The sequence below is a fragment of the Psychrobacter sp. H29 genome, assembly GCF_059073055.1.
Map to the genome: position 1 here is coordinate 1,584,814 of NZ_JCACRY010000001.1, position 19,069 is coordinate 1,603,882.

General features: G+C 43.1%; 16 protein-coding genes and 2 tRNA genes. 3 read left to right on the plus strand and 15 right to left on the minus strand.

The genetic code is table 11. The features are described from left to right. Positions 1-107: 107 nt before the first annotated feature. The 6 genes from AC5JP1_RS06185 to AC5JP1_RS06210 form a co-directional block, all read right to left on the minus strand. On the minus strand, positions 108-1,784 hold the full coding sequence (locus AC5JP1_RS06185) for an ABC transporter permease (RefSeq protein ID WP_493843532.1): 1,677 nt from the start codon (positions 1,782-1,784) through the stop codon (positions 108-110). Between the two features lie 156 nt (positions 1,785-1,940). Next, positions 1,941-3,068, minus strand: a complete 1,128-nt coding sequence (locus tag AC5JP1_RS06190) for an extracellular solute-binding protein (protein ID WP_493843533.1) — start codon at positions 3,066-3,068, stop codon at positions 1,941-1,943. A gap of 264 nt (positions 3,069-3,332) precedes the next feature. Then, complete coding sequence (locus tag AC5JP1_RS06195; RefSeq protein ID WP_493843534.1) at positions 3,333-4,055, minus strand: 16S rRNA (uracil(1498)-N(3))-methyltransferase; 723 nt, start codon at positions 4,053-4,055, stop codon at positions 3,333-3,335. Positions 4,056-4,136: 81 nt separating this feature from the next. Then, positions 4,137-5,753: a 3-deoxy-D-manno-octulosonic acid transferase gene (locus AC5JP1_RS06200; RefSeq protein WP_493843535.1), complete on the minus strand. Its 1,617-nt coding sequence runs from the start codon at positions 5,751-5,753 to the stop codon at positions 4,137-4,139. A 145-nt stretch (positions 5,754-5,898) separates the two neighbouring features. Next, a complete protein-coding gene (locus AC5JP1_RS06205) occupies positions 5,899-7,398 on the minus strand; it encodes a tetratricopeptide repeat protein (RefSeq protein WP_443524669.1) in 1,500 nt (499 codons plus the stop codon). Between the two features lie 108 nt (positions 7,399-7,506). Beyond that, positions 7,507-9,144, minus strand: a complete 1,638-nt coding sequence (locus AC5JP1_RS06210) for a cardiolipin synthase (RefSeq protein WP_443524671.1) — start codon at positions 9,142-9,144, stop codon at positions 7,507-7,509. Between the two features lie 281 nt (positions 9,145-9,425). Between AC5JP1_RS06210 and AC5JP1_RS06215 the strand changes: the two genes are divergently transcribed. The 3 genes from AC5JP1_RS06215 (at position 9,426) to AC5JP1_RS06225 (ending at position 10,573) form a co-directional block, all read left to right on the plus strand. Further along, positions 9,426-9,501, plus strand: a tRNA-Val gene (locus AC5JP1_RS06215). A gap of 52 nt (positions 9,502-9,553) precedes the next feature. Continuing rightward, a tRNA-Asp gene (locus AC5JP1_RS06220) sits at positions 9,554-9,630 on the plus strand. Positions 9,631-10,090: 460 nt separating this feature from the next. Further along, positions 10,091-10,573 carry a hypothetical protein gene (locus tag AC5JP1_RS06225; RefSeq protein ID WP_443524673.1) on the plus strand — a complete coding sequence of 161 codons (483 nt, stop codon included), beginning with the start codon at positions 10,091-10,093 and terminating at the stop codon, positions 10,571-10,573. 1,140 nt (positions 10,574-11,713) lie between these two features. Here AC5JP1_RS06225 and modB read toward each other — a convergent pair. The 9 genes from modB to AC5JP1_RS06270 all read right to left on the minus strand — a co-directional run bounded on the left by modB (position 11,714) and on the right by AC5JP1_RS06270 (position 18,711). After that, positions 11,714-12,415 (minus strand): molybdate ABC transporter permease subunit, encoded by a 702-nt coding sequence (gene modB, locus AC5JP1_RS06230; RefSeq protein WP_493843536.1) that lies wholly within the window; start codon positions 12,413-12,415, stop codon positions 11,714-11,716. A gap of 46 nt (positions 12,416-12,461) precedes the next feature. Next, entirely contained in the window at positions 12,462-13,319 is an 858-nt protein-coding gene (gene modA / locus AC5JP1_RS06235; RefSeq protein WP_493843537.1) for a molybdate ABC transporter substrate-binding protein, read from the minus strand. Continuing rightward, positions 13,312-13,803 carry a molybdenum cofactor biosynthesis protein MoaE gene (locus tag AC5JP1_RS06240; RefSeq protein ID WP_493843538.1) on the minus strand — a complete coding sequence of 164 codons (492 nt, stop codon included), beginning with the start codon at positions 13,801-13,803 and terminating at the stop codon, positions 13,312-13,314. The genes modA and AC5JP1_RS06240 overlap by 8 nt, the downstream gene beginning before the upstream one ends. A 53-nt stretch (positions 13,804-13,856) precedes the next feature. Continuing rightward, positions 13,857-14,138 (minus strand): MoaD/ThiS family protein, encoded by a 282-nt coding sequence (locus tag AC5JP1_RS06245; protein WP_443524679.1) that lies wholly within the window; start codon positions 14,136-14,138, stop codon positions 13,857-13,859. A 75-nt stretch (positions 14,139-14,213) separates the two neighbouring features. Continuing rightward, the gene (gene moaC / locus AC5JP1_RS06250) at positions 14,214-14,720 is read right to left on the minus strand and encodes a cyclic pyranopterin monophosphate synthase MoaC (RefSeq protein ID WP_443524681.1); all 507 of its coding nucleotides are present in this window, start codon (positions 14,718-14,720) and stop codon (positions 14,214-14,216) included. Between the two features lie 39 nt (positions 14,721-14,759). After that, positions 14,760-15,521, minus strand: a complete 762-nt coding sequence (mobA, locus tag AC5JP1_RS06255) for a molybdenum cofactor guanylyltransferase (RefSeq protein ID WP_443524683.1) — start codon at positions 15,519-15,521, stop codon at positions 14,760-14,762. 18 nt (positions 15,522-15,539) lie between these two features. After that, positions 15,540-16,070, minus strand: a complete 531-nt coding sequence (gene moaB / locus AC5JP1_RS06260; protein ID WP_443524685.1) for a molybdenum cofactor biosynthesis protein B — start codon at positions 16,068-16,070, stop codon at positions 15,540-15,542. 124 nt (positions 16,071-16,194) lie between these two features. Next, positions 16,195-17,292: a GTP 3',8-cyclase MoaA gene (moaA, locus tag AC5JP1_RS06265; protein WP_443524687.1), complete on the minus strand. Its 1,098-nt coding sequence runs from the start codon at positions 17,290-17,292 to the stop codon at positions 16,195-16,197. Between the two features lie 123 nt (positions 17,293-17,415). Beyond that, positions 17,416-18,711 carry a molybdopterin molybdotransferase MoeA gene (locus tag AC5JP1_RS06270; protein WP_443524688.1) on the minus strand — a complete coding sequence of 432 codons (1,296 nt, stop codon included), beginning with the start codon at positions 18,709-18,711 and terminating at the stop codon, positions 17,416-17,418. Positions 18,712-19,069 lie beyond the last annotated feature (358 nt).

Consider the following 19,069-nt stretch of genomic DNA (forward strand, 5'->3'; position numbering starts at 1 on the left):
TATTGGTAAGTACAGTTTTAGGTAAACAGTAAAATAATAATATCAGTTGCGCTAAGCGCTGTTGAATATAGCAGGTTTTTAAGCAGCAGCGGTTGGCTTTGTTGCTATTAGCTTTGTTTGTCACTTTGACGCAATAGTATCCAGACAGGCAGTAAACCAACCAGCACAATCAATAGACTGGGTAGTGCTGCCCGTCCCCACATACCCTCGCTCGTCATTTCAAACACTCTCACTGCAAGCGTATCCCAGCCCTGACGCCGCGTCATCAACGTAATTGGCATCTCTTTCATCACTTCCACAAACCCCATCAGCAATGCCGTGAGTACGCCGGGGCTAAGCACAGGTAACATCACATGACGCCAGCGCTGATAAGCGCTATCGCTTAGTAGCTTTGCCGCCGCCTCTTGATTGACAGTTAGTCGTTGCAGCTGCCTATCTACTGGCTGAAAGCTCACCGTCATAAAACGTGTCGATAATGCCAGTAGCATCACGATGACACTACCAGACAACACTTGCTGCGAGGTAATACCAAAGGCAATCATTTGATTATCAAGCCACGCAATAGGAATAAATATACCTACTGCCAATACCGTACCAGGTACCACATAACCTAAATTGGCCAATGTGGTCATAAGCTTGGTCGACTTATCAGAATACTGCCGTTTGATCCACGCGATAATAATCGCCAAAAAGGCAATAAAAAGCGTGGTCATACTAGCAATCATGAGGCTATTGGTCACAAAATCAATATAGCGCGCATCAAAATCTTGGCGAAAGTTCAATGCTGTCCAATAAATCAGCTGTAAAACTGGCACCAAAAACGCCACCAAAAATACAACTGTGCATAGTAGCGTCATACCTATTTTGGCAGGCTTGCTAGCATCAAAGCGTTGATTACTGCCTTGCGTCAGTGAGCTACCACGCTTGGCCTGCCAATACTGCTCAAACAATACCACGATAAAGATCACACCGATGAGCAACGCGGCCAGCTGCGCCGCCGTAGTCAAACTAAAAAAGCCAAACCACGCCTTATAAATCGCTGTGGTAAAGGTGTCAACATTGAATACTGACACCGCCCCAAAATCTGCCAAGGTCTCCATACTTGCCAGCAACAATCCGCCAATGATCCACGGTAATGCCTGCGGCAATGCCAACCGAAAAAACACTCGGCTCCGGCTCAAGCCCAGCATCTGCCCTGCTTCAATCGCTCGTCTGCCTTGAGACAAAAACGCCTGACGGGCTAACAAATAAACGTAAGGATAGAACGCCAGCGACAAGACTAAACCGGCACCCCATACATTGCGGACTGACGGAATCGCGGTGCTGATACCAAAATCACGTAACCCTGTCTGGAGCGGCCCACTAAAATCAACAATACCGATAGTAACAAATGCCAATACGTAGGCAGGTATCGCTAGCGGTAGCATCAATGCCCACGAAAAAAATCGCTGACCAGGAAAGCGGTACATACTGGTCACCCAAGCAAGAGCCGTACCGATAGTGCCTGAGATTACCGTCACCATAAGCAATAAAATTGCAGTATTTTTGAGCACTTGTGGCAGCACATAGTCTGCCATATGCACCCAAATATCTGCAACTGGCTGAGTCCACGATAACAGCACGATCAAAATTGGCACCAGCATAAACAACGAAATCAGCCCTAAGACTGATTTCGATATAATACGTTTACGAAGGGCGTGGTCTTGGCTGATAGCCTGCTCGTCATCGACACTGTCATGGACGGTATCGTTCTGAGTAAGGGACGTATCTGGCGTTGTGATCATATTCTCATTACCATGTCATACTCATCGAGACCTTATAAACTAATACCAAACTCAAAATTATCATTACTTTGATAACTTACTCTTCATGAGTTGTCTATAAAACTATCCGTCAAGACATATGTTTTTGAGCTTGGTATATCGATTATTGGCAGTCTCTTATTTATAGCCCGCTTTGTCCATCATTTGGATAGCTTGGGTTTGTAGCTCACCGAATTTTTGTACGTTGATATCGTCTTTCTTGAACTCACCCCACGATCTGAGCATCTCTGACTCATCAACCCCTTCTTTGACTGGGAATTCTTTGTCTGAGCTGGCGTACAGACCTTGTGCCTCATCAGATGACAACCACTCTATAAGCTTAAGCGTACCATCTGGATTGTCCGAGCCTGCAACCACACCTGCTCCTGAGATGTTGACGTGCGTGCCCGTGGTGTCTTGATTTGCCCAGAATATCTTAACAGGGAAGTTTGGTTGTTCGTCCAATAGACGACCATAGTAGTAGCTATTGGCAATACCAACTTCACACTGCCCAGCAGCAATCGCCTCTAACATGCTTGTATCATCACTGAATACATCAGTCGCTAGATTATCGACCCAACCACGGATGACGGCTTCGGTCTTCTCTTCGCCCAAATGCTCCATCATACTAGCAACAAGCGATTGGTTATAGACCTTTTTAGAGGTACGTAAGCATAATTTGCCTTTCCATTTAGGATCGGCCAAATCAGCGTAAGTAGACAATTGGTCAGCGGTAATTTTGCTTGGATCATAAAAGATCGTACGCGCACGTAGCGACAAACCTGTCCACTGACCCTTTGGATCACGATACTTTGCCGGGACATTGGCCTCTAATACAGACGACGCTACTGGTTGTAGCAACCCTTGCTCTGCCGCTTGCCATAGGTTACCCGCATCTACGGTCAGTAGCATATCAGCCGGAGTATTTTGACCTTCGGCTTTTAGGCGAGCCATGAGTGGGCCTGTTTGGTCTGTGACCAATTCAACCTTTACCCCTGTCTGCTCGGTATAACGATCTAGTAGTGGTTTGATGAGCTGTTCGTTACGTGAAGAATAAATAGTAATCGTTTGGCCATCTGCGCTAGTAGCACCATCATCGTTAGCTACTTGTTGTTCAGTACCAGCCGCTGGCGCTTCTACTTCCGCGCTCTCTTCTGTAGTAGATGAATTGCTACAGCCGGCTAATCCCAACATCATGCCAAATACGGCCGCAGGTAAAACAAGCTTTTTAGACGTTAGGTTAGCGCTGATAGTATTCAATGACATGGTTTTCCCCATAATAGTGCTATAAAAAAGGTACAACAAATGGTAAGACAAAATGGCTATAAAACCCTTAAATATCAGGAATCACAAGACCATAATATGTGAGAACAACATACTAATGGAAATGATAGTAGTTATCAATACATTTATTGAACTCAGAAATACACCCATTATTTACCTTAAGTGCTATTTATGGATACCAATTACAGATACCAAGAATTTTCGTCGGAGACTCGTTTTCAGAAGTTTTAGAGACCTGGGATTAGATTAGAGCAGCCACTGTCCCAATATAGCATTGACTGCAGCTTCTGTACGCAATATACGGGGCCCTATATGTACAGGCGTACAGCCCTGCGCTGCTAGTAACGCAATCTCATAGTCGATCCAGCCGCCCTCAGCACCGATGAATACTAAACTTGGTAGTCCTAGAGATGAGCTGCTCTGTAGCCATTCAGAAAATGACAGCTCTCCATAAGGGTGCGCAACGATCGCTTGATTAGTCATCAAACATGGCAAGGTATCTTCGACGAACGGCTTAAAGCGCTTTTGTAACGTAATCCTAGGCGCAATCGTATCAACCCCTTGCTGTAGTCCTTCTAATACAAACTCATCGAGGCGCTCAAGCATCGGACTTTGCCAGTAGCTTTTTTGTGTGCGGTAGCTATTAATCAGAACAATATTACGTACACCAAGCGCCGTCATATCAATGATTAGACGCCGTAGCACTTTAGGACGTGGCAAGGCCAAAACAACTGTCACATCTGGTTTGGCAGGCGGTATAGCGTCGAGCTGGACATTGCACAGTTGAATACGGTCAGGTGCAATACTCTCAATAGTAGCTGTACCCAAATGACCACCGAGCTGTCCGATTTTTAGCGTATCACCGACTTTTGCACCCAATACTTTATTGACATGATTGACTTGTGCCATAGCATCAATTTTTGCTTTGTCTGTCGAGAAGTTCTCAGCAGGTAATAGTATACAGTTCATAGCATCTCTTGGTTTAGCTTCTTAATAGCTGGTGCTCTAATGGCTGGTTTTTTGATCGTTAGCTTTATGAATAGCCAGCTCTTATACAGCCTGTTCTCGAATAGCGTATTGCTCGATGACATCTTCGATCATCGCAAATTGACGGAGCAATACTGCTTGCTGCTGCGCGGTTGTTTTCTCACCAACCTGCCCTACCGCTGCTGCTAATAACAGGTCGCTTAACCAGCGCTCTAACTGCTGATAAATAAGTGCAGTGTCATCTGTACTGCCAGTATTACCAGTAGCGTGGTTGTGAGATGGTTTGTTATTGCTATTTAATATCTGTTGATTTGTAGTGCGTTGTGCCGTTTCGGATGACTCATTCATTACAACCGAACGATAACACTCGTTGTTTGGTTGATATAAAGCGCCTACCTCTGCTAGCTTATCGACCACACTTTGGCAAGACTGGGTATAGCGCCCCATGATGACAGGCGTTGCCACGCTAGCCGGCTCAACTGGATTGTGACCACCAATATCTACCAGTGATCCTCCCACTAGTGCGACTGTTGCCAGCGTGTACCACGTCATCATCTCACCCATGCTATCTGCCAGATAAACTTGTGTGTCTGCACCAATCGATTCATCATTACTGCGACGGGCCATAGTGAGCCCAGTCTTTTGAATCAGTTCTGCGACCGCATCAAAGCGTTCAGGATGTCTAGGAACGATAATCAACAAGCTCTCAGCCAGTGCTGATTGTGACAATAGCTGTTGATGCAAGGATAGTGCCGCCGCCTCTTCGCCCTCATGCGTACTCGCTGCGACCCACACTGGTCTACCGACTGTGGCAAACTCTTTTGCCAGCTGATTTTTTTGATGTGCTATACGTGCATACACCTCTGCTGTATTGGCGTCCTGAACATCAATATTGATAGTATTACTATTGGCTTTGGGTGTATTGATTACCCACTTTAGTGACCCTGCCACGCGTATTTGTGCGCTATCAGCTCCCAATTGCCTGAAACGTTTCGCAGAATCACTGTCTTGTGCAATGATGAGAGCAAGGTTTTTCATCATGCTGGTGCTGACCGCCGCAATTTTTTGATAGCTCTTAAAAGAAGAAGACGATAGACGACCATTGACTAAGACGCTAGGTATCTGGTGCTGAGCCAGCTTGGTCAAGATATTGGCCCACAGCTCGGTCTCTACAAATAGCGCAGCGATAGGCTGCACATGAGCCAAAAACGTCTCAATGACAGTGGGGCTATCGACGGGTACATAGCTGTGACTCATGCGACCTTGGGCAATCTCGTCTACAAAACGACTGGCACCGCGAGCAAACCCCGTCTGTGTGGTATTAGTCAGCCATATCTGATAACCATTCGCCATTAGCATATCTAACAAAGGCGCAACGGTATTGGTTTCACCAAGCGAGACCGCATGGCACCAAATAACGCCTTTATGATCTTTATCCATAGCTATTGGGGGCGATGGGTATTGCTTACCAAAACGTTGAGCCACTTCTTGCTGGTAGTTGTCGCGTTTATGAGAGCGACGCCACACTTGCAAGCGGTACAGTGGCTTTAGCAAACTGATCAGGAATTGATAATAAAACGGCGTCTGGTACACCACCTTTTCAGTCAATGGCTGACTGTCTGGTAGCATAGTGTCCGCCGGGTTCGAAGCGTTGTCAGATGAGGAATGTGATGATGGCATTGAGCAGCCTAAATTAGTAATGGATCAAACAATAGGAGGGTAAATGTGAAAACGCGCCAATTTTACCTGAAATCAGCGCGTAACAATAAGCTTTTAAACGGTTACTGAAAAACGGTTACTAAAAAAAGAGCACTAAAAACAGCTACTAGACAATAATCAAAATCAATAATGCGATTAGGATCACGGCGCCAAATAATAACTGATAACGTTTAGTACTGTGCTGCTCTTGTTTTTGGGTTGTGATCAATGCTTGCGCTTGCTCCCATTGGCGTACTAGATTGGCAGCTTCCATATGCCCGTTATCTGAGGCTTGCTCCAACCAGTATTTACCATTAGCCATATCTTGAGGGACACCTACTCCTTGGTAATACAGTTTACTGAGTAAGCGCTGTGCACGGCTATCGTTTTTGCTAGCGGCTTGCTTCACCCAATCCACAGCCGCTTTTTTATCGCTTTCATTATCTGCCGTCAGTCCTTCGCCCAACAACTGATACATTGCCAAACGCAGCATAGCAGCCGTATTGCCAGTCTCGGCCGCTACTTGCAGGGTTTGCAGCGCTTTATTCTTTGCTTCGACATGATCATCTGAAAAAACAATTTGGCTGCGAGGTTTGTCCTGCTTGGCAATATGCTGCTCAAACTGATCGAGCACTTTGCACGCTTTTTGGTATTCAGTCACACCTACTGTTTGTGGTACCTCAATCTCATCCAATTCTATGAGCAATTGCGTAAACATCTCTGGGGTTGGCGAAGTTTTTGCGGATGCTATAGATTTGGTGACTGGCGATGTCACTTCAGTCACTTCACTCAGCTCAGGTCGCACATGGTTCTCTACCGGTAACGGTGCAGCGCTCATCGATGTTTCAGAGGTCGTAGCGATAGCAGAAGCTGTCTCTGTGTCGGCTACTACCCTGTCAGCTTGAGTTACCGGATGACTGACAGGTGCCTTTTTTAACTGCTCATGGAGATTGGCTGCTGCACTTGTTTCAGCATGTGCATTTGGCGTTATCGGTGATTGTACGCTTTGGGTCGCATCGGGCGTTGCTACTTCATTCGTATGATAACTCGATGGATCAGAGAGGTCTGGCAGTCTTGTCTTAACTGCTTGGTACAACCCACTAGCAATCTGCCCACCTTGTACTGCATCAAACGGACGATCAATATGACCAAACAAACGCAGTCCTATCGGCTCCAGTGCAAAAAATAAAGGCCTAGCATCAGTAGCCGCATTATTATCATTATAGCCAACTGCCATATGCTGATAAAAGTCATCAGTGATGAGTGGCAACTCAGAATAGCGCTTACGTAGCTCAAACTGACCATACCAATGGGGCCTGCTTTGCCACTGCTGCGCCAATACCCGTCCTGCATAAAATGCCAAAAATACCAAAAAATTACGGTAGTACTCATCGACTAATAACGTCGACTCATCCCATATGCCGCTCTTAACCATATCACGGCGTACCTGAGACAATAACGTATCGATACGTTGCAAACTCTCAAGTGACTCATCCAGCACACAAGCATGTAGCTCTGTCTCGTATGCGATACCGCCTGCGACAGGGCGTCCAGCCAAAAAATCCTGCCAGTAGCCTGCTGCCATATAATCCAGCGGCGTTAAGGGCGATGCAGACGATACAGACATAGACAGGCGAGTCCTTTTAGTAGATTAACTGATCGTAGAGACGAGACAGCTAGCGTGATCACACGATTAAAAATCTGAATAGCTTACCTTAACCCAAAAACCAAAGCGCTACAATAACGGACTGAACAAGCGTACGACATTATCAAACAAGCGCTTTGAGCCGTGGCGCTGCTGCCACTCTTCACTATTCAAGATACGACAGTTTTGCAAGTAGACCTCTTGGCAGTCAGCCACTTGGGCCACCATCTCTGGTGTATAAATCGCCAGACTGACTTCCATATTCAAATAAAAGCTGCGCATATCAATATTGACCGTGCCAAATAGACAATAATCGTCATCGATAACCACGGTCTTGGCATGTAATAAACCGCCTCGAAACAGTGCAATGGTTACGCCAGCATCGAGCAGCTCTTGGTAATAGGCCTGTGACGCATGCTGTACAAGGAAGGAATCAACCTTTTCAGGGACGATAAGGGTCACGTCTACCCCGCGTTTAGCCGCTATCGTCAATGCACCTGATAGGGATTCATCAGGTACAAAGTATGGCGTGGTGATGCGAATGCGTTTGTTGGCACGATGGACGACTGTGACCAACGTGTTATATATCACGTGAGCGGTCAGCTGCGGGGCTGAAGGTATTAACTGCGCCAATACCTTATCGACAACAGGCATCTTTGGTATCACAATGGAGGTAGCACCAATCTCTGGTTGCTCATGCTCATCAATAGTATCGTCCAGCACCTTCACTCGACTATTCAAGTCATTGATGGTTGGGTCCATCACGTACAGCTTACGCGTATAGTTATTGACTCGCTGATGCAGCTGGGCAAGATTATCGTTATTTTCAGCGCCGATATCTGTCACGATAACCTTGGCCATCGCTGTATTAATACTGATAGCCTGTTGACTGGTGGTTCGTATCGCCACATCAATCCACTGTCCAACGTTTTTATTTTGTTTAAAAAACCGTGGATCAACCAAATTAAAGCTGCCGATATAACCAATATGTTCATCAATGACGACCATTTTGCGATGATTACGCAAATCAGAGCGCTTAAACAATGTCTTGAACAGCCCTACTGGCAATGACTGATGAACAAAAACACCCGCCTTTTCTAAGCGGCGATGCTCACTGCTGTTGATAAAGCTAAAACTACCCACACTATCGGCCAATATATGACATTCCACCCCGCGCTGCGCCGCTACAGATAGCGCCTCTATTACCTCTAATACTTGTCCTTTTGGATATACAATATAAAACTCCATAAAGACAAGGCGCTTTGCTGCATGGATATCCTCTATCAAGCGCTGGAAAATCAAAGCAGGATCTGTCAATAACTGCATCTGATGATTGGGGTATATTCCAAGCCCTGTCCAGCGCGTTCCAATTTGACTGACGCCGCGGTATTTGATTGGCAATAGCTCCTGACCTTTATCGAACACCAAATGCGCGCGGCGTGCCATATCATTCATCACGATACTTGCTTGATCCACACGCTCACGATAGCGTCGCCCGATCATCGGCTCGCCCAGTAATATGTATGCAATCAGACCGAATACAGGCACCGTATAAAGCATGGCAATCCAAGCAATGGATACCCCAATGTTACGCTGTACTGACACCACGCGTAACGTCATGACGATCATAAGCACAATGTGCAATATCAGACCCAGACCTGCAAAGTCGCCCAACGACCAGTTGGTGAAGGTCTGTCCAATAGTAAAAGTATTTATGCTGACCTCCATCAATGATGCTCAAAAACAAAGTAACCGTAGTATAGTAGCTTTTCATTATCAAACAACAGCTAACGATAATTAATGGGTTATGAAAAATGCCAATAAATATCGGCCTTATGCTGTTGTTTTTAATAATATTAAAAAATTATTATGAATTATTTCATAAAATAGTCAAAATAACGTTTGACAGCCATGTGTAAATCTATATAATACACACCCACAGCAGCAGAGCTTAGTGACAAACTTAGAGCTCAGTTGATGTTGAATAAATTGCATTGCAATTGTTCGAAGGGTGATTAGCTCAGTTGGTAGAGCGTCTGCCTTACACGCAGAATGTCGGCGGTTCGAATCCGTCATCACCCACCACTTCTTAGCAAGTGGGCTCCTTAAATAAGAGCAAGAAGCTAAGACGACCTAAGCAGCGGTAGTTCAGTTGGTTAGAATACCGGCCTGTCACGCCGGGGGTCGCGGGTTCGAGTCCCGTCCGCTGCGCCATATTTAAAACGAATTTAGACCGTTAGGTTTAAGCAAGTTTCGCCTCAAACATTAGATTGTTTGGGGTTTTTTTGTGTCTATAAAATAATTTATTATTATTATAGCTTTCATATTTTATGCCTTCCCGTTAGGAGCAACTTACTACTGATTGTCATATATGATATAAAACAATCAACAGACGCTTTATCTTGAAGAATGAGCGACTTCTTTAGCTTAACGTGGCAAAATGATGATTTGATCACAGCTGATAAAACCTCCCAAACTTTAATCGCTATAACAAGCATAATGTTGATTAATGCAATAACAGCAGTCTTATTAGCAAATGCAACAGATTCGTTAGGTATAGCACTACCAACAAATATAGCTATATTGTTTAGCAACATAGTCTTTATTGACATTATAATGATAAATACAGCGCATACTGGTAGATTCAATTGATAATAGTACTCAAAGGACAGCTATGTTCTGGATATATATATTACTCTTGTTAATGGTTCTAGTTGGTATTTATACTATTTCTGCACTGATTTTCGATTTTTATATACTGATCAATGGTAGAAGAATTTGGGCTGAGATATTAGAAGTTAATACTGTTGAAAAATCAGTCTCAGGGCTAGAAAATTACAGTTTATTTGATTTGAGGATAAAGTATTCTTATACCATAAATAGTAAAGAGTATACTTCTACTAGTATCAACGCTTTTTTTGACTTTACTAGAGAAAATAAAACAGATATTTTAGAAAATATAAAAATTACTGACAACCATATAGAAATCTATGTATTAAAATCATTTCCACAAATTTCTATGACAAGCCCTCTCAAAGTAAACAAGAAAATCTTAGCTATTGCTATAACTATAGGTATCATCCTTCCAAGCATTTTGAGTTATCTTCTCATAGAGAATCAAACTATTTTTGATATATTATTAAGTGTTCTCAATTAGACTAACGTTAATGCCTGAAGAGTTGTATTTTATTGGAAACGATAGTCATAGATGCATAAGAGAGCTCTCTGTCGGAGAAATTTTCAATGCATAATGATCTGATTTATGAAGCTTATATTGGATTTTTGCTAAAGTCTCTATTGTGGGTAGGAATCATATTTTTATTAATTGTTGCATTAATTATTATTATAGATACGATATTCGTTTTATTTGCTTCACGCCACAAAGCTATGGTTATTAGAGCTGATATCGCACCTTTAGGAAGAGAAAATAGATTGGGTAATCCTCATGTCATACTCATCTTTTATGAATTTGACTATAAAGGCAAAACTTATAAGTGTACTAATCTAAATTCATTTAAGAATAATTATAGAAAAAATTTAATCTAGATTATAGCGACTCAAATTATGTACGAGATATTTCTTCTGTATAGTATGTTTTTATCTTCTTTACTAATTACAGTTTTTATAGCAGGGTGTTTCTTGATAGATGCCCTTATTTGTCTATTTGGAGAAAAAATTAATTGTAAAGTTGTTTCATATAATATCTCACCTTTTGGCGAAAAGTTTTATCTAGGACAATGGCACTCTATCAGTGTTACCTATGAATACGAGGTATCAGAAGAAAATTATAAGAACAGCTTACTTAACTCTACAAATTCTGTAATGAGGCTAAGTTATGAAAGTGCCAATGCAAGATTACTAAAATGTATGGATAAAAGTAAGATTTATGTTATTAGGTCGTTTCCTAATATATCGATGATAATGCCTTTTAGTCAGGATCTTAGATATTATCTAGGATTGATATTTAGTGTCTCATGCCTATTATTTTCAGGTTTAAAAATTTTGTAGATGACATAAAAATTATTAAAACATGATTGGTTTAGCCTTTCACGTCGAAAATCTCAAGTAGTAACTCTGTTCGCTACACCATTTCTTGTAAACAGCTAAAACGAATTTAAACTTTAAGCAAGTTTCGCCTCAAACATTAGATTGTTTGGGGTTTTTTTGTGTCTGTGTTTCTTGTCTTCTATATTTACTCTAACATCTATACTTTTACTGATATAAGTATCTCTCAATAAGCCTCTCTTTTGCATTAGTGATAGTTATAATCATCCAACGGGCGTATATCTGTTTATGACTATGGACGCTGACTCATGCGGCTGACACTGGCAATCAACGCCACCATCACTACCCCCATAATAATCAAGACACCCGACATCATGTGCGCCGCCTCATAGTTGAGTGCTTCTACTTGTTCATATATCGCAATCGATACGACCTTAGTCTCACCAGAGATACTGCCCCCAATCATCAGTACGACACCAAATTCGCCAATGGTATGAGCGAAGCTAACTAAGCTGCCCAAAATGATACCCACGCGCGCTTGCGGTAGGGAGATTTTGATAAATCGGCGCAATCGACTGGGCTCTAACAGGTGCGCCACTTCCGTCACACTTTGGGGAATACGCAAAAACTGTGCATATACTGGCTGTATATAAAAAGGCAACGAGTAAATAATCGAACCAACCATCAATCCCTCAAAAGTAAAAATCAATGGACTGATATTGTGCTCAATGAGCCACTTACCGATACCAGCATTGGGACTTAGGAAGAGAAGTAGATAGAAACCAATGACGGTAGGTGGCAGCACTAGTGGCATAGCAATGATACCCATGAGGACTACTTTGAGACGTCCCATAGCTTGTCTACGGCTGGGTTTTGCCAGCCAATAAGCGATAGGCGTGGCAAATAGCAATAGACATAAGGTCGTAACAGTAGCGAGCTTGATACTCACCCAAAATGGACTGAGCATATCTGACATAAGAGACGGGTCGATCATATAATGTCACTGCTCGTTTTATAGGTAGAATGTCTAGTCTAACGAATTAATTGATAGACAGATAGCCTGCTTGTGAGAAGTGTCGTTGCCCCACCTCCGAGCGCAAGTAGCCTATAAACGCTGCGGCAGCAGTTGTATTATTGATGATAATGCCATCTTGTAGAATAGGTGGGTAGGCTGCGGGTGGTAAAATAACAAACTGCTCAGGTTTGGCTTGTATTGAGACAAGCTGAGACTGCGCCACAAAACCATAGTCCACATTGCCTGTGTGTGCATATTGAAACGCTTGACCGATATTCTCTGCTTGTATCAAACGTTTTTGAGCATTTAATGTGTCATACATCTTCTGTGATTGTAGATAGGCTTTTGCCGCGGCGCCATAAGGGGCAAGATCAGGATTAGCAATGGCTATCTTACCGTTACTGGTAAAGTTGGCAATGCTAAACACCTCACTGAGTGAGGTTGGCGTGATACTACTCAAAGGTTCTGTGACACTATAAAGTGCTAACTGCCCTCTGGTATAGGTAAACGGACGCACTGACTCACTGGCTTTATTTGCGATGCTTTCATCAGCAAGCTTTGCTGGAAATTCCTGATTTGCGGACAAAAATATATCATAAGGTGCCCCTGCCCTAATCTGAGCATACAGCTTGCCAGAGGAGGCATAAGTGACGTCAATATCTAAGGCGTCTTGTCCAGAGACATTATTATCTGCCTGATAACTATCAACGATGCTGGGTAGCACATCAGATAGATTGGCAGCCGCAGCGATACGCAGCGTTTTGTCTTGCTCAGTCGTATCAGCCGAAGACTTGGCCCCACTATCTTGTGTACAAGCGCTTAGTGCGAGCAGCAGACAGGTAAACGCTCCAGCAGCAGCTACTGACTTGACCACTTTAACCATTATTGCTTAGCCATTTGGACGAGTCATCTTCGTAATACTCTTGCTTCCAGACGGGAATATCTGCTTTGATCGTATCTAATATCCAGCGACACGCATCAAATGCAGGATAACGATGTGCCGACACCACCCCTACCCATACAGCCACATCACCAATCTCTAAGGCTCCGATACGGTGTATCGCGATGGCATGAGTAATCTCAAAGCGTTTCTTGGCCTCTTCTATGATGGCACGGCCTTGGTTGATGGCCAAATCTTCGTAACCATAATAGGTAAGACGATCTACGCTTGTAGCATTATTATGATTGCGCACCCGCCCTTCAAAGCAGACAAACGCACCGCAGCTGTCATTGTCTAGCGTACTTTTGAGCTTATCTTCATCAATAGCAATGTCTAGTATTGCAAAGCCATCACGTTCAGCGATAAGGTAAGCCTCATCAGCGCTACGTTTAATAGTCATTGAATGGTCATGGACGTTATCTGTCATATCTTGTCTCTTTTGTGCTAATAGCGGCGTTGTCGCCACTCATAAATATAAACCTAACCACCAGCAACTGGGGTGATGAACACCACGCTATCACCATCATTTATGTGATCTGTCCACTTAGCAAAGTAGTCGTTCACAGCGACGCGTAGGTCTGCCTGCGGACGGCTAAAGCGATACTTTTGATTGAGCTGTTCGTACAGTTCGGTCAATGAAGTATTCTGCTGCACTTTTACTGTTTCTTGCTGACGATTGGCTTCATCTGCCAAACTGGCAAAATAGATGACATTGATATCCATCATTGACTCAATATCAGCTTTTGTATCGATAGCACTCATAACCCTCTCCTCTCTTTACAAGCTTCCTTGCTTAATAGTCAATATTTCTTTGAACATGAGCTCATTGTTTTTGTATTAAGCATGACTATAATCTGACTTACCGCCTGTCTTGTTGACTAGATGAATATCATCTATAACGATGTCATGCGATAGCGCTTTAGTCATATCATAGATGGTCAAACAGGCAACGCTCACTGCGGTTAGTGCTTCCATCTCCACTCCTGTTTTGTGCGTGACTTTAACAGTAGCGCTTACCATAATGCTGCTAAGTGCATCATGGTACGTAAAAGCAAGACTGATCTTATCCAATGGCAGTGGATGACAAAGCGGTATCAGATCATAGGTACGTTTGGCCGCCATGATACCAGCGATATGTGCCGTTTGGGTGATGCTGCCTTTTTTGGTCATACCATCAGCCGCTTTGATCTGCGCATAAATCTCATCAGGAAAACGAACTTGCCCAGTAGCATTGGCTTCTCGCGTTGTTGCCGTCTTGCCGCTGACATCAACCATAGTAATGTCGCCGTTACCGTCTAAATGCGATAAAGCAGATTGCTGATTTTTTTGTCCACTGTTACTCATTGATATAGCCTTTTCTTAGTAATCTCTTTATTAGTATTTTTATTCTTTTGGTAGAGCGGCACATGCCTGCTTAAAATCTTTAGGCGTATTAAAGTTGGTTAAATGCTGCCATTCTACAATAAATGGCACAGCCTCCACCCTCGGCTGAATAAATGGCATCACTCGACGCTGACCACTATCAATATAGGCTTTTAGATCAGGCTCGATATCTAAACGGTATAAACCCAGTAGTGGATAAAAATGACTGTTATCTTCTAAACAAATGACTTGTTTATCGACAGCTTGTGTATTAATGACTTGGTGCACCGATTGCTGTAATGTCAACCACAGATCGATTGCAGGTATTAAGCTGTCACAGCTAATAACCAGCAACCATGATTCATTTTTATTTTTTGATACATGTGAATCTTGTAATCTAAGCAGTACTTGCAGTGCTGATTCAATAGCGACTAGAGCGCCGCCAGTGTTGATCGTATCGTCGCATTTACTGGCATTACTATTAGAACTATAGTCAGCAATATGCATAACAGGCGAATTGGGGTTTCCTAGATTTATATCTGAACCAATTTGAAAACTACGTCCATTATCTGCAATCAAAATAGGAATTTGTAACTTGCTTGCTTGACGGACATGGTAATCCAATAACTGCTCACCTGACGGTAGCGTCAACATAGCCTTAGCCGTTCCCATACGTCTAGATGCACCGCCTGCCAAGATAACCACACCTGCCAAACCATCCAGATTATTTGAGCAATCTGTTACTACTCTATTACCTTTCAGACTTGATTGTATATCACTCATAGGTCAATTATTTATAACTCAATCATGGCTAGGATTTTGTGCCAAAAAATGTGGCACAAAATTACATGGGCGCGTACGGCTGTCAAATTGCTCTTTTAAGATATTTTCCCAACCAGTACGGCAGGCACCAGATGAGCCTGGTAGACAGAATATACCTGTACCGTTTGCCATACCAGCTACTGCTCTTGACTGCACCGTAGACATCCCAATCTCATCTTTTGAAATCAGACGGAACATTTCACCAAAACCATCAATAGACTTGTCAAATAGTACGCTTACGGCTTCTGGCATACTGTCTCTGATAAAGAACCCTGTACCGCCAGTCGTAATGACCGCGTGCACGTCTGCACTGGCAATCCAACCACTAATCACGGCGCGAATTTGGTAAATATCATCAGTGATTAATTGGCGGTCTGCCAAATGATGCCCTGCTTCGGTCAAGCTGTCTACCAAGTACTGACCTGAGGTATCTTCTGCAAGCGTACGGCTATCAGAAACGGTCAATACAGCAATATTGAGCGGTGTAAATTGTGCAGCAGGCTTACTCATAAAAGATCCTTTCTAAATATGATTTTATAGTTATATCAAAATGGTTTTAATAAAATATTCAGGGTAAAAAACAGCTTGAGCAAAGAATAATTAATCGAGTATTAGTATAAAAAGCTAACTTATTCTAGCCACCGATTATCGATAGATTGTGCATGATACCACTGTTGGAGTCATGAAGATGATGGTGTTCAGGCTTGATCGGCATAAAGCTATGTAAGGTATTCACCAGTCCTTGAATATCGTCTTGCTGTAAGTATGGACGAATATCATAATTACCCTGGTCAAATAAACACAAATGCACCTTACCTTGACTACTGACTCGCAGGCGGTTGCAAGTATCGCAAAAATGCGCAGCATAAGGCGCAATCATACCAATACGCCCGGCATAGTCAGGGTGACTGTACTCAACTGCTGGACCATCGGCACTGCCACGCTCATGCGGCTGCCATCCATTCTCTAATAAATAATCAGTGATAATATCAGATTGAGCATGCTGCGCAAAAAACAAATCGCTATTGTCGCTGGTCTGCATAAACTCAATGAAGCGGTACGTGACCTGCCTGTCTTTTACGTAATCGATAGCTGTAATGAGGTTTTCAAAGGCAGTCTCCGCCATCAAAACGCTATTTATTTTGAGCTTGATATCGGTCGTTTCTAACAACGTATCCATGTCAGCCAATATCTGCGGCAAGGTATCAAAGCCAGTCATCTTATGAAAGGTAGCGGCATCAAAACTGTCCATGCTGATATTAAGCTGATCAAGTCCGGCTGCTTGCCAGCTGGCTAAGTGCTTACCTAACTTATAACCATTACTGGTCATTGCTACTGTTTCGATGCCGTCCGTTTGCTTAATCGTTTCGATGATTTCGACAACATCACGACGAATAGAGGGCTCACCACCAGTGATTCTTACTTTCTTGGTACCTACTTGCGCAAAGCCGCGCACCAATGTCGCAATTTCAGAAATACTCAGCTCATCGTCAGGACGTTTACCTTGGTAGCCATTAGGCAAACAATACTCACAGCGAAAATTACAAAAATCGGTGATCGATAGGCGCAGATAGGTCAGACGTCGCGAAAACCCATCGGTCAAAGGTTGATGAGCGTGTATTTGATCCGTCGGTGCTACTAGCGCTGACTGTGTATAGCTGTCTGCAAACGCTGGCGCTGACACAGGAGAGTATAGTTGCGGACTGTCTATTTGGATGTGGTCATCATTCATATTTCACTGCCATCAGTATTGCTTGTCATAAGCGTTACTTTATTATTCGTGTTTAGCATGCCATTACTATGTTGTTTTTTTCACTGTATTCAATCAGCTTATATCAAATTAGCAAACGCCAAGCTAGCGATGTAGCCAAGGAAATGGTTGTACAACAACGTCACTACCCGCTATCACGTTACTGCTGTCTTTGTCCAAAACAACAAAACAATTGGCACGGCTTAGCTGCTTAATCCTGTGCGATTGCTGATTAGAGAAGCATTCAACTTGATAGTTACCTGCATCATCTTGAGACAATATACCGCGCTGAAAGTCTTTACGACCAGGAGATTTTCTGATGTCATTGGTAAGCATCGCTTTGATAGTTAGCGGCATAGGCTGCTCTGATACAGTAGCACCCGACATCTGCCATAGTGCAGGTATGACGAACTGTAGCGTACCCACAACCGTAGAGAGTGGATTACCGGGTAGTCCAAAATATAATACAGGCTTATCAAGACTCTTGTTCAACTCACCAAATACAAAAGGCTTACCCGGCTTCATTGCCACTTTGTAATGGTTAATCTGCCCAAGTGTCTCGATCACCGTCGTCAAAAAGTCATAGTCACCAACTGAGACGCCTGCTGTCGATATCAGCACATCACAGTGTTGCATCGCTTCATGGACAGCGGCTGTGGTCTTGTCTAGATTATCAGGAATAATGCCATAGTCGCGAATAACAATTGGTAAATCTGACAGTAGACTTTTGAGCGTTGGGGTATTTGAATTATATATTTGTGCTAGGCTTTGCAGCCCATCACCGATAGTCACGAGCTCATCGCCTGTTGCGAGTACACCGATAACAAGTGGCTGAAACACCTCCACTTGGTCGATACCTAAATTGGCAAGTAAGCTGATATCAGCAGAGTTGAGGCGCTTACCTATCTTTAGAACGGCTTCGCCAGACTCAATCTCTTCGCCCTGCGCGCGGATGTTATTGTTGATTTTAGCCGTTTGTGTGAGCGTAATGTTATAGGGCTGCGACTTATCGATGGTATCTCTGATATCAGCAAAGTTGGTATTTTCTTGCATGACAACCGTATTGCAGCTATCAGGTACAACTGCTCCCGTAAAAATACGGACACCCTGCCCTGCTGCTGTCACACCAGTATAAGCACTACCCGCCTGAGACTCACCAATGATTTCGATAGTATTACCGTCTGATAGATCGCTACCATCAGCAATGGCATAGCCATCCATAGCAGAAAGGTTCTGTCTGGGCACATCGAAAGGTGAGGTAATATCTTGCGCCAGTATGTGGTTGCGACTGCCTAATAAATCGCAAGTATTGATGGCTCTTTTTTGTAGCGGAAAATCCGTATTATTATAATCGTTGATACGCAGCTTTATTGCCGCTTGTAATTCTTCCATGGTAATCATAAAGGCACGCTCTTTTGATCGTTCTAATTATTTTTTATAAAATACATATACATACTATCAATAGCTGCAATTATTACTATCGACAGCTCTAACTAAAAGCAGTTATTAAAGATAAAGATGTTATTAAATATAAAGCTCTTAAAGATGCAGTATCTAGAGTCTATCACCCAAAGTATCAACTTTCTTGTATTAACCTTGTCCTGATAAGTTTTGAAAAAACGAGCATATGTCGTTAATTAGAGTACCCTCAACATTCAATGCTCGTAACCACATCTATTGCAGTAATGAGGTATGGCAAGATCAAACATAGACTGGAGCAAAAAAAGCACCTTGGCAAGGTGCTTTTTGTAGAGCAAGG